The following is a 14,769-nucleotide window of genomic DNA, read 5'->3' on the forward strand; positions in this document are numbered from 1 at the left end:
GAACCCCTATTGCATACAGAATCCGCGTGTTTGCCTACAGCATAACGATTCCGAGAGGGTGCAATCAATCTCGTATGCAATCCCGTATGCAATCCGGGACGATATTCGGAACAATCGGGGCGAATACAGAAAGACCCACCAAGACACGAAAAAAGCCGTAAACTGCTGTGAATCAACAATTTACGGCTTCTGTTTTTAGTAGCGGCAGAGGGATTCGAACCCCCGACACGCGGATTATGATTCCGCTGCTCTAACCAACTGAGCTATGCCGCCATGGAAACCCTAGACATTAAGTTTTCCCGTTAGGTTCGTCAACGGGGGAAACATCTCCTCCGCGGTAATCTTCGTGCGGAAAGCACGGATCCATCGGTATAGATAGAATAGGTCGACCTACTGGCTCAGTCAGGCAGTCGATTTGGGGGAATTGGTTCCATAAGTGAGTCGGCATGTTCCCTTCTCGGGGGCACACTCGTAATAATGGTATGTTTCTCGACTCACTTATCCCCAAATAAGATCTTTTCCCCCTCAATCCATGGCATCTCGCAAGCAAAAACGCAAGCAACCGTCCGCCCCTTCCACGACCATGCCTCGCTGGGTTCTTCTAGCTGGTGGAAGTTTGATTTTCATGCTCTTGGCTGTCTCCCTGGTCACGGCCGACTGGTATTACGCGATGCCGTCGAACACGAAGTTGACCTATGTCGGGCGAAACTCGTGCATCGAGTGTCATCAGTCTGAGCACGCCAAGTGGGAAGGCTCGTACCACGACCAGGCCATGGACATTGCCACCGAGGAAACGGTGCTGGCCGATTTCGATGGGCAAGAGATTGAACATTACGGCATTACGTCGAAAATGTTCCGCCGCGATGGCAAGTTCATGATTAACACCGAAGGTCCCGATGGCCAGATGCAAGACTTCGAGATCAAGTACGTCTTTGGCGTGAGTCCTTTGCAGCAATACATGGTCGAGATCGAACCCCCAACGCCTGGCTCCGAAGAAGGTTCAATCGGCCGCGTGCAGGTTCTCCGCGTTTCGTGGGACACCGAAAAGAAACAATGGTTCTATCTCTCGCCACCAGACGTCAAGGAAAAGCTGGAAGTCGACGATCCCTTGCATTGGACGGGTCGCACGCAAAACTGGAATCATTACTGCGCCGACTGCCATTCGACCAATTTGCAGAAGAACCACGACTTGGCTACCGACACGTTCCACACAACGTTTTCAGAAATAGACGTCAGCTGCGAAACGTGTCACGGCCCGGGCAGCGCCCACGTGAAACTTGCCAAGTCGACGAGCCTGTTCTGGGACCGAAACTTGGGCTACGGACTTAAGAAGCTCAAAGGAGATTCGACCGAAGCTCAGCTTAATCAGGTCGAATCGTGCGGAACGTGCCATTCGCGTCGCCAGGTAATTTGCCCCGACTTTCAGATGGGCGATAACTTCTACGATCAGTACAGCAACGAGCTTATCTCGCAGCACACCTACTACTGCGACGGCCAAATCATGGACGAGGACTACGTCTATGGTTCGTTTCTGCAAAGCAAGATGTTCCACAAAGGCATCCGCTGCACCGACTGCCATGATCCTCACTCGACCAAACTCAAGTTTGAAGGAAACAAGCTGTGTACGTCGTGTCACCAGCATCCCGCTGGGAAGTATGATTCGCCAGCCCATCATTTCCATAAGACAGGCTCCACCGGAGCATCTTGTGTTGAATGCCACATGCCGGAGACGACCTACATGGAGGTCGATCCACGGCGCGATCACAGCATTCGCGTCCCTCGCCCTGATCTATCGGTCAACCTAGGCACGCCCAACGCATGCACACAATGCCATCTCGATTTGGCAGAGCTTCCTCAGGAAGAACATCCCGAGGCTAAACGCTACGACCAATGGATGGCGCTGGCCCGCGGTGGTGACGATAAGGTTCGCCAAGCCTTAGCCAAAGTCGATCAATGGGCGCTCGATGCGGTCGACCAGTGGTATGGCGATACTTCGAAGATTCCCAAGGGAGAGCACTTCGCTTACAAGCTGAAACAAGCTTGGGATAACCAGCCCAACGCCGGTGAAGATCTGATTGAACTGGTTCGAGACACGCAGCAACCAGGCATTGTCCGGGCCAGCGGGATGATGTATCTCGCCAATTACTTGAACGAGGAAGGGGTCCGAACGGCTCTACGTTATCTATCCGACGAGGACCCCCAGGTGCGTATCGCCGCAATCGAAACCCTGCGTGATCTGCCGGCCGTAGCGCCGGATGTTCAAGGCCAGGTGCTCGATGCCCTGCTCACGCGTCTCTCCGACGAAGACCGTGCTGTGCGGACCGAAGCGGCTTGGTCGCTGGCCAATCAAGATGCCGAAGCACTTCGCCTGCGTGGCAAGAGCGAGGCCTTCCAAAAGGCCTTGAACGAGGCGATCGTGCAGTTGGAACGCGATAGCGATCAACCCTCGGCGCATCTCTCGCAGGGTGTGCTGTACGAACGCATAGGCGACGTCGCCAAGGCTGAACAGGCCTACCGCACCGCCATTCGCATCGGGCCGAACTTCACTGGACCACGTTCCAATCTCATTAGCCTGCTGCAGCAGCGGCAAGACATGGAAGAGCAGCGGATGCGACAATTGGTCGTCCAAGGCAACCGCCCGGCGGCCGAACAAATGACGACCGGCCTGGCCGAACGAGCCGTCGAGATTGCCCGCTTCCGCCTGGAAGAACTCGACAACTTGAAGCGTGACGTCAGCCAACAGCCCGACTTCGCCCCGCTGCAGTACCAGTTCGGATCGGCCCTGTACCTGGCCGCGCGTAACACCACGCCGGAAAGTGCCGGACCGTTCTACGACGAGGCCTTCGACGCCTACAAGAAAGCCAAAGAGCTAGAGCCGAATAGCGTTCAGTACGCTTACATGTACGCCCTGATCTCACAGTATTTGGAACGCTGGGACGAAGCCGATCAAGCTGTTGCTGATCTACTGGAAATCGACCCCAACAATCCTGATTTCCGTGGTTTGAAGCAGCAGATTGATGCTCGGCACTCGCCACGACAGGAACAACAACGAAGATAGGCTTACGAAGCTGAACCAACCCGCTGCTGCACGATCTGCAAGTGATGACGCACATGCCCCACGCTGCAGCGGCCCAGGTCTCGGACCGTCCATTGAAAGCCACTAGCCGTGCCTTCTCGCTCTAAGGCCTCCTTGGGCAACGTGCGAAACAGTTCGATTGTCGATTGCCGAACCAGGTATAGCTCCTGGACCAGCTCTGCGTAGGGTCGATCGTTAAAGTTGGCTGCCAGCATGTAGTCGTCTTGCTCGAAACCGGGCAGCGGGGTGGCGTCTCCGCGAGCGAAGCGTAGGGCTCGATACGCAAAGACACGCTCGGTGTCGCTTAAGTGTCCGACAACCTCCTTGATGGTCCACTGATACGGGGGATGCACGATGGTGGCCTGATCTTCCGAAACGAGCTGAAGCTTGGGAAGTTCTTGCTCGAATTGTATCTGTAACGCAATCGCGCAGTTCTCTTCTGGAGCCAGATCCAAGTAACGCTGAAAGGGAGCAGATTCGGTCATAATTTCCCCGAGGATTAGAAGTTACTTTCATTTTGCGGTGCCCCAAGCTGGACAACCTTTCAGCGCACAAAGTTCATTAATGGAATTGAACTTCATGCTATCGCCCCGATTCCTCTAAGGTAGTCATTATGGTAAATTACGCTGCTTTAACGCACAAACGCGTCCAACCATTCACCCTACTATCCTGAAGAGTCGGCTCCTTATGAAGGCGATTGCGGTTAAACCCGGGACCCCCAACAGCGTTCATCTTCGTGATATCCCTGAACCTTCCCTCGATCAATTCCCCAACGGCAAGGGCGTCCTGGTCAAGGTGCTGAAAGTCGGGGTTGATGCGACCGACAAAGAAATCAACGAAGCCCTCTATGGCAACGCCCCTCCCGGCGACGATTTTATGGTGATTGGCCACGAATCGTTCGGCATCGTTGAAGCAGTCGGCGAGAACGTCACGCGTTTCAAGCCCGGCGATTACGTCACCGCCACGGTTCGCCGTCCGGGTAGCTCGATCTACGACCAGATCGGCACCTACGATATGACCAGCGAGGAAACCTACTACGAACGCGGCATCAACCTGCTTCATGGTTATCTCACCGAGAAGTTTGTCGACGAAGAAGATTACATTATCCGCGTCCCACAAGGGCTGACCCATTTGCACGTTTTGATGGAGCCTATGAGCTGCGCGGCCAAGGCCGTACATCAGGCCTACGAAGTGCAGCGTCGTATGAAGGTTTGGAGTCCGAAGGTCGCTTGGGTGATGGGTGCTGGTCAGATCGGTTTGCTCACCACGCTTTGCCTCCGCCTGCGGGGACTGCAGGTCAGCACGATTGCCCGTTCCCCTGGCCCGCATCTCAAGCAAGAGATCACTGAGGGGATGGAGGCCAATTACGTCAGTACAAAGGAAACGGACCTGGACGAACTGGTCAAAAAGACAGGTCGTCCTGATGTCATCGTCGATGCCACCGGTAGCAGCATCATCGCTTTTGAAAGCATGAAGTACCTTGGCCTCAACGGCGTGCTGGTCTTCACCAGTGTGACCGGCGACAGCGATAAGCACGAACTGCCTACCTCGCAGATTAACCTGGAATGGGTTTTGGGCAATAAGCTTCTGTTGGGCAGCGTGAATGCCAACCGCGATCACTTCGAGATGGGTATCAAAGACCTGGCCCTGGGCGAGATGATGTACCCTAACGTGCTGGAAAAGATCTTGACCAACCCGGTCGACGGCTTGGACAACTATGCCGAGATGATGCGGTTGTTGGTCGAGGACAGTTCGGCCCTGAAGGTATACGTGAACGTCGCTTCCGAATAACCGCTCGGTCAACAATTTGAGAAGGGCCCGTTATGAGGTCCGGGTATTTAGCAGGCTGCGATCTGCGTGCTTGCTTTGGTCCCGGGTATTCATACGGGCCTGATGTTTGCGCATCCGCATTTCACAGATTGCCCGATTTGCTAGAATGCAGATCCTCGGGAGATTATCGCTAGATAGGCTCCCTGCCCTGCTTACTCATTCAGGATGACCCGATATGAAAAAGCCAACCAGTGGCGGCGGCTGGCAAGCGATCCGGTATACCTTTCAGAAAGCTCGCGAGTCCGGCGGGTACTGGAAGTTCTGGAAAGCCATGCGGAGTAAGAACGCGTGTAAGACTTGCGCCCTGGGCATGGGGGGCCAAAAAGGAGGCATGGTCAACGAGCAAGGCTCGTTCCCCGAAGTCTGCAAAAAGTCGATGCAGGCCATGGCTGCCGACATGCAAGGCGCCGTGCCTGAGGATTTCTGGAAAACCTATAGCATCGCCCAGTTGCAACAGTTCACTCCCTACCAAATGGAGCACGCCGGTCGCCTCACCCAGCCGATGCTGTGGGAACAAGGACAGCAGCACTATCGTCCGATCTCGTGGGAAGATGCCCTGGGTCGGTTGATCGCTAAACTGAAGTCGCTGACCCCCGATGAGACCTTCTGGTACTTCAGCGGTCGCAGCAGCATGGAAGCCGGCTTTCTGCTGCAGCTATTCGCTCGGATCTACGGCACCAACAACGTCAACAATTGCAGCTATTACTGTCACCAAGCCAGCGGTGTCGGACTAGCAAGCACCGTTGGTAGCGGCACGGCGACGATTGTCTTGGAAGACGTCGAGCACGCCGATCTGGTGTTCGTAATTGGTGGCAATCCGGCCAGCAATCATCCCCGGCTGATGTCGACGCTGAAACAGGTTCGTCGGCGCGGCGGCGAGGTGATCGTCATTAATCCGGTCGTTGAAACAGGCCTGGTCAACTTCCGCGTGCCAAGTGATCCGATCAGCATGCTCTTCGGCACGAAGATCGCGACGCTCTATGTTCAACCTGACATCGGCGGGGACCTGGCTCTGCTGTATGGCATCGCCAAACGTGTACTGGAACTAGGCGGACAAGACCAGGAGTTCCTCGACAACCACTGCGAAAATACGGCCCAGTGGCTCGAGTTTCTGAAGAACCTGACGTGGGAGGAAATCGAAGAGAAGTCAGGGGTCGGTGGTCTGAAGATAGCGGACATCGCCCAGCGCTATATCAAAGCCAAACGCGTCATCTTCAGCTGGACAATGGGCATTACACATCACGCGCACGGTGTCGACAATGTTCAGGCCATTGCCGGCCTGGCTGCCGTGCGTGGTATGGTCGGCAAGCCTGGCTGCGGTTTGATGCCCATTCGTGGCCATTCGAATGTACAAGGGATCGGTTCGGTGGGTGTTACCCCCACGCTCAAGCAAGCTATCTTCGACGGACTCGAAAAAGAATACGGCGTTCAGCTACCCACCACACCAGGGCTCGATACGTTGGGTTGCATGGAAGATGCCCACTCTGGCAAGCTGAAAATGGGGTTCTGTTTGGGGGGTAATCTATACGGCAGTAACCCCGATCTGGCCTTTGCGGCCCAGTCGCTGCAAAACCTGGAGACGATGGTCTATCTGAGCACCTCGCTAAACACCGGTCACGCACACGGTCTGGCCAAGGAAACGATCATACTGCCGGTCCTGGCCCGCGACGAAGAGCCTTACCAGTCAACGCAAGAATCGATGTTCAACTACATCCGCATGTCGGAAGGAGGACCGCGGCGACTGGACGGCCCCCGCGGCGAGGTCGACGTGATTGCCACTATCGGCGAAGGTGTCCTGGCAAGTAGCACGCCAATCGATTGGACGTCGATGCAAGATACAAACAAGATTCGTGCCGCCCTGGCAAAGGTGGTGCCGGGCTTTGAGAAGATAGCGGACATCGATAAAACCAAGCAGGAATTCCAAATCGACGGACGAACGTTCCACACGCCTAAGTTCCCCACACCCAGCGGTCGTTTGGTTCTGCATCACCACGAGATCCCGGAGCTCAAAGGGACGGGAGAAAACGAACTTCGGCTGATGACAGTGCGTAGTGAGGGACAATTCAACACCGTCGTGTACGAAGAGTACGACATCTATCGTGGCATCGACCGACGTGACGTCATCGTGCTTCACCCGGAAGATTGCCAACGTCTGGGTGTCGTTGCAGGGCAGAAAGTTACGATCCAATCGAACATCGGCAAGATCGATGGTTTCGTCGTCCACGAGTTTAAAGACATCAAACCTGGCAACGCATTGATGTATTACCCTGAGGCCAACACGCTTGTTTCCCGAACGGCCGACCCCAAGTCGAAGACGCCAGCGTTTAAGGGAGTTGTAGTCACCGTTTGTCCAGCGTAGGCCGATCGCTAGAATGGTCTTACGCGCCTTCCCTCTTTTAAATACCTTCCGAATGAATTGGAAAAAGGACGACCAACTTTGCTTTCACCTTGGCGTAGCGATGCGAAAGATTTCGCGTATCTACGCTGAAGGTTTGGCAGCGTATGAAGTCACCCCTGCCCAGTTGTTTATGCTATCTTGCCTGGATAGTCGTAACGGACAAAAGCCGAGCGAATTGGCCGAAGAAGTCCAGTTGGATGCCAGCAGCATGACAGGCCTTTTAGATCGTACGGAAAAGGCCCAACTGATTCGCCGCATGCGCGATCCAGCCGACCGACGTGCCCTGCGGATATACCTCACCCCGCAAGGTACCGAGACGTTGCAGCGACTGAAGCCGGTCATTAAGCAGCTACAGGAAAAAGTTCACGAGGACTTCTTTGGCGATTACAGTGACGAGCAAGTTGCGTGTTTCTTAGAAATGCTTCGAAACGCAGGCTCCTCCCTAGACCGCTCTAGCTAGTCCCATCCCCAGGAGATACACCATGTCAATGATCGAACGTTTACAACATCAACTCGAGTCGGCCCGCGGCTTCACGACGAGAATTCTAGCCGACTTTCAAAAGCAGGAAGACTGGGTGGCCCAAGTTTGCAATCAAAGCAACCATGCCCTCTGGTTTATTGGTCACATGGCCACGACCGACAACTTCTTTGTCTCGCTTCTGGCCCCCGAGAAAGCGGATGCAAAAGAGAACTACCAAGAGATGTTCGGTCTCGGTTCAACCCCATCGACCAAACTGGAAGACTATCCCCCGATCGCAGACGTCCGCGGCTACATGGACGATCGCCGCCAGGTCCTTCTCGAGATCCTCGCATCGTTGAGTGATGAAGACCTCGCCACGAAGACCCCTGACGGTACGCCTGACTTCCTGGCCGATTATGGTCAAGTATTCGAGACCGCCATCTGGCACGAAGGCCTGCACAGCGGTCAGTTAACCATGGTCCGCCGCTCGCTCGGGCACAAACCAGCGATCACATAGACCAGATCGACTTTCGTTCTCCTTCATTGAAAATTCGTTTGACCGTGCAGCGCGGCTACTAATAGACTGCTCCCAACAGACAGTACCACTGAGGGAGCAATACACCCTCTTTTGGGCATGCTAAAAATCATCTGCCTTTTAAGAGCCGTTAGGAGAGTCGCGTGTTCAAGGAACCTTACGAAAGCACTCAAAGCACCCATTCCAACGAGGATCAATACCGTAAGTTGGTCGATACGGAAACGCACGCATCGAGCCAACGACATAAAGAAAACTTGAAACTTGCTTGGACCAGTATGGCTGGTGGATTCGGTGTGATGCTGTTGGGTCTGATCTGGCTAACTGCTGGCCTATTGATGGGACGAATCTATTTTTATCCATTCTGGCTTATCGGAGGCGGATTCGTCGGCTTCGTTTCATCCATTGGTTACTACCAGCGTTTTCGCTAACTGGGGGCCGTTACCATCAACTTTTCGGCCGCTTCCAACCCCAATGCGGTGATTCGGCCTTCGATTTCGATGGTGACAATGCCAGCTTCCGCTCGACTGGTGATCAGTTTTGCCTCGCAGCCTGGCTGCAGTGACTCTTCGCTTAAGTAACGCAAAAAGTCCGAGCTTTGATCCATCACGCGAACCAGACGAAACGGCTTGCCGGGCTCCCACTGGGTGAGTTTGACGCCCTGCTCGGTGCGAATCTTACCATCGGCAGTCGGAATGGGATCGCCGTGAGGATCGGACGAGGGATACCCCAAATATTGGTCGATACGATCGACGAGAAAGTCGCTGACGGCGTGCTCCATGTTCTCGGCCTCTTCGTGGACTTCGTCCCAGGCCAGGTCGAGCGTGTGCACCAGAAATAACTCGATCAATCGGTGACGCCGCAGGACACGCAGCGCCAGCTTGCGACCACTCTCGGTCAGGCGAACCCCCTCGTACTTGGTATACGATGCCAAGCCGGTCTCGCTGAGGGTCTTCAGCATGCTGGTGACGGTACCCGGCGAGACTTCTAATGCTGTCGCGATTTCGCCGGTCGGGGCCGCTTTTTCCGGCGCTAGAAGCGCGATCTGATAAATCGCTTTTACGTAGTTTTCGATTGTCAGACTAGGCATGGGGGTCGGCTCCGGAAGACTCAAGGCACCGGATTTTAGACGGTTCCCACCAAAGCGGCAATCTGACGTACGGGCGTTTTATGTTGTCGGAATGGAGCCGTGCTTGTCTTGCCGACAATTTCGTGTTCATGCAGAAAATCGATTAGGCTATCGGCGTCGACCCACATGTTCGACTCATCGGTCACCATGTTCCCATCGACAGGATTGGCTAGGTACCAATAAAACGAATGTCCACAGGCAGCAGACAGTTCAGCGAAACAGTCATATGGCCGATACGGCGTCCCCAATTCGATGACTTTGGTGCCCGGAGGTGCAAAGACCATATTCCCCAGACCGGCACCATGGGGACCCATGATGACATCTGCTTGTTGAAACAGTTCGACTTGCTCTCGAACCGACATCGTTTCGAGGTAGTGCCGCTCGAACCCTAGCTTTTCTAGCTTCGGCATGAACTCATTTTCGTTCAAGCAGTTTCGCAGCTTCATGCGTCCTCGCGAAACGTAAACCAGTTTGCGAGGCTCTTGCTTCACCTTTGACCAGGGTTGGCCTGCGGCCGTTTCAAAAAGGAACTGCGTCTCTTCGCTGCGAACCGCGTGCTGATTATTGGGAACGTAAACGTTGTCGCCTTGAACGTGGGCGTGGTGGCTTTCCGGAATAACCTTGTTTGTGTCGACTCCAAACAGCGATAGCATCTCGCGTTGGTAAGAGCGACTCATCGGAGCATAGAGATTGTCAACCTGAACGCCGGACTTAGCGAACAGCCGCAGCTTGGGTATCGCTTCGATGAGGAAGTGAAAATAATTGGAACTCGACCATCCAAAGGAGATAACACCCACTGTGCCTGAGACTTTCCGCAGTCGTGGGAGGTACCCCTGGTGCAAGTATTGTGGAATCACCCCGTCATCGCTCATACCAGGAAAGCGAATCATTCCGAAGTCTAGCAGATGGCAATTGTCGTCGGTGATAACCGAGACACCTCGCAAAGCAACCCGTGCATCTTTCAAGCTGGTTAGTGATGTACCTTCCAACTTTCGCTGAGCCGGTGCATATAGGTTGTTCCAGAAGGTCAACTGTTTCTCGCCAGAGGTCTGGTCGAGCACTCGCTGAATCTCGTCCAGCGCTCCTCCTAGGATCCGGGGGGGGTTAACAATATCCCGAGGAGGCTCGAGAACAACCGCCGAGCCGCTTGCATGGCTCTTTTCTACCCACGACTTCGAATGGTCGGCGTGTGTCGGGGGCTGCGTCCCTACAAATCGGTTCCAGGCAGTTCGACTTTGACGGCGCAGTTCGTGGCGAGCACGTGTTAGCGACTTCACATCCAGCATCCTCAAGCGGAGATCAATCAAAGGAGGCTGAAAGTATCGATAATTATTAGAAACGTGGCAATAGACATACGACTGCTATTCCCCCCATTCACTGGGGCGGGATGGCAGCTAGTCTATGATCCCGCGTTGCTGAAGGAATTCGTAGATCTTATCGACACACTCGTCAACGCCCAACTCGTGCGTTGGCAGCACCAGGTCGGCATTCTCGGGAACTTCATACTCGTAGCTGACGCCTGGGAAGTTGGCAATCTCGCCGCTGTCTGCTTTCGCGTACATGCCAGAGTCATCTCGCTGACGGCAAACGTCGACAGGAGCCGACAAGTAGACCGTCAGGAATTGCTCAGGCCCAACCACTTCGCTGGCCCGCTGACGAACATCGGCGCTAGGTGCCAGGAACGCTGCAATGCAGAGCATCCCCGAATCGTTAAGCATCCGGGCAATCTCGCTGCCACGACGAAGATTCTCACTCCGCTGCTCAGCCGTGTACCCCAGGTCCTTGCTGATACCGCGACGAAGGTTTTGCCCGTCAAGCACAACGCTCGTCTTTCCTTCATCGAACAGACGTCGCTCTAGGGCGTAGGCGATTGTCGTTTTACCGGCTCCGGTCAAACCGGTCAGCAGCACGGTCGCTGGCTTTTGACCAAAGCGGGCCGCACGTTCGTCGACAGAGACGTTGCCCTTGCTGCTTTGCAGCGTTTCGTCGCCTTCGATGTCCCATAACTCATCGGTGTCGCTGGCATCGCGGTCGATAATCATGCCGGCACCGACGGTGCGATTGGTCATGTAGTCGATCAGAATGAACGCCCCGGTCGTCTTGTTCTTCGCGTACGGATCATAGGAAACCGGCTGATTCAGCTTGATGCTGCAGCGACCGATTTCATTGAGCTTGAGGGCCGGCGTATCTTCGCGATGAAGCGTATTCACGTCGACGTTGTAGCGTACCCGCGAAACTGTGCCGGTCATAATCTTGGTGGTGTGCTTGACGAAGTACTGCTTGCCAGGCACCAGCGGATCTTCCGACATCCAAACGACCATGGCGTCGAACTTGCTATCGACTTTTGGGCGATTGCCAGGACGCACGATGATGTCGCCGCGGCTGCAGTCAATTTCATCTTCGAAGGTCAGCGTGACCGACATCGGCGGGTAGGCTTCTTCGGCATTGCCGTCCATGGTGACGATGCTTTTCACCTTGCTCGTCTTTTTGGACGGCAAGACCATGACTTCTTCGCCTGGACGAATCGTGCCGGAGGCCACCGTACCGCAGAAACCACGGAAGTTGAGGTCAGGCCGATTGACCAATTGCACCGGGAAGCGAAAGTCTTGTAGGTTGCGGTCGGAACCGATATAGAGGTTCTCGAGCATGTGCATCAACGTGGCACCTTCATACCACGGCATCTTCGGGCTCTTCTCGACCAGGTTGTCCCCTTTGAGCGCCGACAGCGGAATAAAATGGACATCGTCGGCCGACATTTTCGCGGCGAAGTCGATGTAATCTTGCTTGATCTGCTCGAACACTTCCTGGCTATAATCGACCAGGTCCATCTTGTTGATCGCCACCACGATGTGCCGAATGCCCAGCAGCGACGTGATGAAGCTGTGCCGCTTGGTTTGGGTAAGCACCCCTTGGCGAGCATCAATCAGAATGATTGCCAGGTCGGCGGTTGAAGCACCGGTGGCCATGTTACGGGTATACTGCTCGTGGCCAGGGGTATCGGCAACGATGAACTTTCGTTTGGCGGTCGAGAAATAACGATAGGCCACGTCAATCGTGATGCCCTGCTCGCGTTCTTCCTTCAAACCGTCGGTCAGCAAGGCCGGATCGATCTCGCCCCCGACTGTTCCGTGTGTGGCCGAATCTTTCTCGATGGCTGCCAACTGGTCTTCGTAGGCCGCTTTCGATTCGATCAGCAGCTTGCCAAGTAGCGTACTCTTCCCGTCATCGACACTGCCGCAGGTCAGAAATCGCAGCAGTTCTTTCTTTTCGTGCTGAGCGAGATAAGCATGAATGTCGGTCGCGATCAGGTCAGATTTGTGAGACATGCGTCAGTCTTAAGTTTTCAGTGTTCGGTTTTCAGTAGGATTCGCGGTCCAGCTTTCAAACGCCTCAGTATCTATTCTCTTACTGAAAACTGAAAACTGAACACTTGCCCGTCTGCGGGCACACTTCGTTAGAAGTAGCCCTCTTCTTTTTTCTTCTGCATCGAGGCGCCCTGATCCTTATCGATCGCGCGGCCTTGGCGTTCAGATGTTGTGGTCAGCAGCATTTCCTGAATGATTTCAGGTAGCGTGTCAGCTTCCGATTCCACGGCTCCGGTTAGCGGATAGCAGCCAAGTGTACGGAAGCGAACCATCTTCTCTTCCACCTTCTCGCCCGGCTGAAGCTGGATGCGGTCGTCGTCGACCATGATCCACATATCGTTCCGCCAAACTACAGGGCGCTTCGCAGAGTAATACAACGGAACGATCGGAATCTCTTCCAGGTGGATGTATTGCCAGACGTCGAGTTCGGTCCAGTTGGAAAGCGGAAAGACGCGAATGCTCTCCCCTTTATTCACCTTGGTGTTATACAGATTCCAAAGTTCGGGACGCTGATTCTTCGGATCCCAGCGATGGTTCTTATCGCGGAACGAGAAGACACGTTCCTTGGCACGCGATTTTTCTTCATCGCGACGAGCCCCACCGAATGCGGCATCGAAACGGTACTTATCGAGCGCCTGCTTCAACCCTACTGTTTTCATCAGGTCGGTGTGGCGAACACTATCCTCGAACGGATCGATGCCGATCTGTTTGCCTTCTTCATTGATGTGAACAATCAAATCGAGACCCAGTTCATTGCGCGCGTAATCTTCGCGGAACTGGATCATTTCCTTGAACTTCCATGTCGTGTCGACATGCATCAAAGGAAATGGCGGTTTGGCCGGATAAAAGGCTTTCAAGGCCAAGTGGACCATGACCGAAGAGTCTTTGCCGACGGAATACAACATCACCGGGTTCTCAAACTCGGCCGCGACTTCGCGGATGATGTGGATGCTCTCTGCTTCCAGCTGTTTGAGATGCGTAATCTGATAACCGGACATCAATCAATCGCTGTGGGTTGAAGTTAGGCAGACTGGCCATTCTGCAGCGGGCCAACTGCCGTTGGGGTCGGTTTCTCTTTACTGGCTAATGCGGGGTCTTATTTCATGGTCAATGGCGTCGGCTTCTGAGCCGTTTGGCTGCTTCGCTGATCCAGGCTTAAAAACCTGGGCCACCCAAATTCCATGTTCCCTTACTGCACTAGGCACGCTCAGAGAGAATCGTCTGATTATAGGGGTCATAACTAATATCAACAACGACACTAATCGGCCGTAAGTTGAACTGGCTTAAGGCTCTTTGCGACCTTTCGGCCAAACTTTTACGATCACGCTGGGGTGATCGTTGCCAGGTGTCTCGTATTCGTGGGCGTTGCGGATTTCAACTCCCTTAGTCAAGCCAAGATGACGGGCTTCTTTTACTTCCTCGAGCCAGCGACCTCCCTTGATCGTCAACAACCGGCCGGCAGAAAGCCAATGCCCATCAAGCCATGCCAGCAGTTTCTTCAAAGGCGCAACCGCACGGCACACGACCGCGTCGAAGCTCAGGTCTTCCAGAATCTCTTCCGCTCGATTGTGGTAGACAGGAACCTCCAGCTCGAGCTGTTCGATCATGGCCTGCATCGCGTGTGCCTTCTTGCCTACCGAATCGCACAGAGTGACACGAACATCGGGGCGAATGATCGCGATCACAATGCCAGGCACGCCTCCGCCGCTTCCCATGTCGAGAATCTCTTCATTGGGCCGCAACTGACCGGCCAGCGCCAGGCTGTCGATCACATCGCGTGAAACGAACTTGTCGTAGTCGGTATGCCGCGTAAGATTTAGCGACTTGTTGATCTCCCACAGCGCATCGACGTACCGCTGAAGTTGATTGCGGATCTCGTCAGGCAAGGGAGCCCCAAATTTTATCAGGGCTTCTTCAAGAGTAGCGCTCGCGGAAACGTCTTCGCTCATACTGGCTTTTCAATGAGAATTCTTCTAACA

12 protein-coding genes and 1 tRNA gene are annotated in these 14,769 nt (G+C 54.4%); 6 read left to right on the top strand and 7 right to left on the bottom strand.

The window, feature by feature from the left end:
• Positions 1-199: 199 nt before the first annotated feature.
• Positions 200-273, bottom strand: a tRNA-Met gene (locus HOV93_RS03945).
• 352 nt (positions 274-625) lie between these two features.
• Between HOV93_RS03945 and HOV93_RS03950 the strand changes: the two genes are divergently transcribed.
• Complete coding sequence (locus HOV93_RS03950) at positions 626-3,058, top strand: HEAT repeat domain-containing protein (RefSeq protein WP_207395163.1); 2,433 nt, start codon at positions 626-628, stop codon at positions 3,056-3,058.
• 2 nt (positions 3,059-3,060) lie between these two features.
• Here HOV93_RS03950 and HOV93_RS03955 read toward each other — a convergent pair whose 3' ends face one another.
• Positions 3,061-3,561 (bottom strand): DinB family protein, encoded by a 501-nt coding sequence (locus HOV93_RS03955; RefSeq protein ID WP_207395164.1) that lies wholly within the window; start codon positions 3,559-3,561, stop codon positions 3,061-3,063.
• 202 nt (positions 3,562-3,763) lie between these two features.
• Here HOV93_RS03955 and HOV93_RS03960 point away from each other — a divergent pair, with 202 nt between their 5' ends.
• From HOV93_RS03960 to HOV93_RS03980, 5 genes are all read left to right on the top strand, one after another.
• Positions 3,764-4,867: a glucose 1-dehydrogenase gene (locus HOV93_RS03960; RefSeq protein ID WP_207395165.1), complete on the top strand. Its 1,104-nt coding sequence runs from the start codon at positions 3,764-3,766 to the stop codon at positions 4,865-4,867.
• 214 nt (positions 4,868-5,081) lie between these two features.
• Entirely contained in the window at positions 5,082-7,265 is a 2,184-nt protein-coding gene (locus HOV93_RS03965) for an FdhF/YdeP family oxidoreductase (protein ID WP_207395166.1), read from the top strand.
• A 52-nt stretch (positions 7,266-7,317) separates the two neighbouring features.
• Positions 7,318-7,764, top strand: coding sequence for a MarR family winged helix-turn-helix transcriptional regulator (locus HOV93_RS03970; RefSeq protein WP_207395167.1), 447 nt, complete (start codon positions 7,318-7,320; stop codon positions 7,762-7,764).
• Positions 7,765-7,786: 22 nt separating this feature from the next.
• Positions 7,787-8,281, top strand: a complete 495-nt coding sequence (locus tag HOV93_RS03975) for a DinB family protein (RefSeq protein WP_207395168.1) — start codon at positions 7,787-7,789, stop codon at positions 8,279-8,281.
• Positions 8,282-8,442: 161 nt separating this feature from the next.
• Positions 8,443-8,727 (top strand): hypothetical protein, encoded by a 285-nt coding sequence (locus tag HOV93_RS03980; RefSeq protein WP_207395169.1) that lies wholly within the window; start codon positions 8,443-8,445, stop codon positions 8,725-8,727.
• Here the strand turns inward: HOV93_RS03980 and HOV93_RS03985 are convergent.
• The 5 genes from HOV93_RS03985 to rsmG all read right to left on the bottom strand — a co-directional run bounded on the left by HOV93_RS03985 (position 8,724) and on the right by rsmG (position 14,739).
• The gene (locus HOV93_RS03985; RefSeq protein WP_207395170.1) at positions 8,724-9,386 is read right to left on the bottom strand and encodes a metal-dependent transcriptional regulator; all 663 of its coding nucleotides are present in this window, start codon (positions 9,384-9,386) and stop codon (positions 8,724-8,726) included. The genes HOV93_RS03980 and HOV93_RS03985 overlap by 4 nt on opposite strands.
• A gap of 35 nt (positions 9,387-9,421) precedes the next feature.
• Positions 9,422-10,702, bottom strand: a complete 1,281-nt coding sequence (locus HOV93_RS03990) for a glycosyltransferase family 61 protein (protein WP_207395171.1) — start codon at positions 10,700-10,702, stop codon at positions 9,422-9,424.
• 117 nt (positions 10,703-10,819) lie between these two features.
• Entirely contained in the window at positions 10,820-12,751 is a 1,932-nt protein-coding gene (cysN, locus tag HOV93_RS03995) for a sulfate adenylyltransferase subunit CysN (protein WP_207395172.1), read from the bottom strand.
• Between the two features lie 128 nt (positions 12,752-12,879).
• Complete coding sequence (gene cysD / locus HOV93_RS04000) at positions 12,880-13,788, bottom strand: sulfate adenylyltransferase subunit CysD (RefSeq protein ID WP_207395173.1); 909 nt, start codon at positions 13,786-13,788, stop codon at positions 12,880-12,882.
• A 285-nt stretch (positions 13,789-14,073) separates the two neighbouring features.
• The gene (gene rsmG / locus HOV93_RS04005; protein ID WP_207395174.1) at positions 14,074-14,739 is read right to left on the bottom strand and encodes a 16S rRNA (guanine(527)-N(7))-methyltransferase RsmG; all 666 of its coding nucleotides are present in this window, start codon (positions 14,737-14,739) and stop codon (positions 14,074-14,076) included.
• Positions 14,740-14,769: the final 30 nt, after the last annotated feature.

The sequence above is a fragment of the Bremerella alba genome, from assembly GCF_013618625.1.
Taxonomy (GTDB): domain Bacteria; phylum Planctomycetota; class Planctomycetia; order Pirellulales; family Pirellulaceae; genus Bremerella; species Bremerella alba.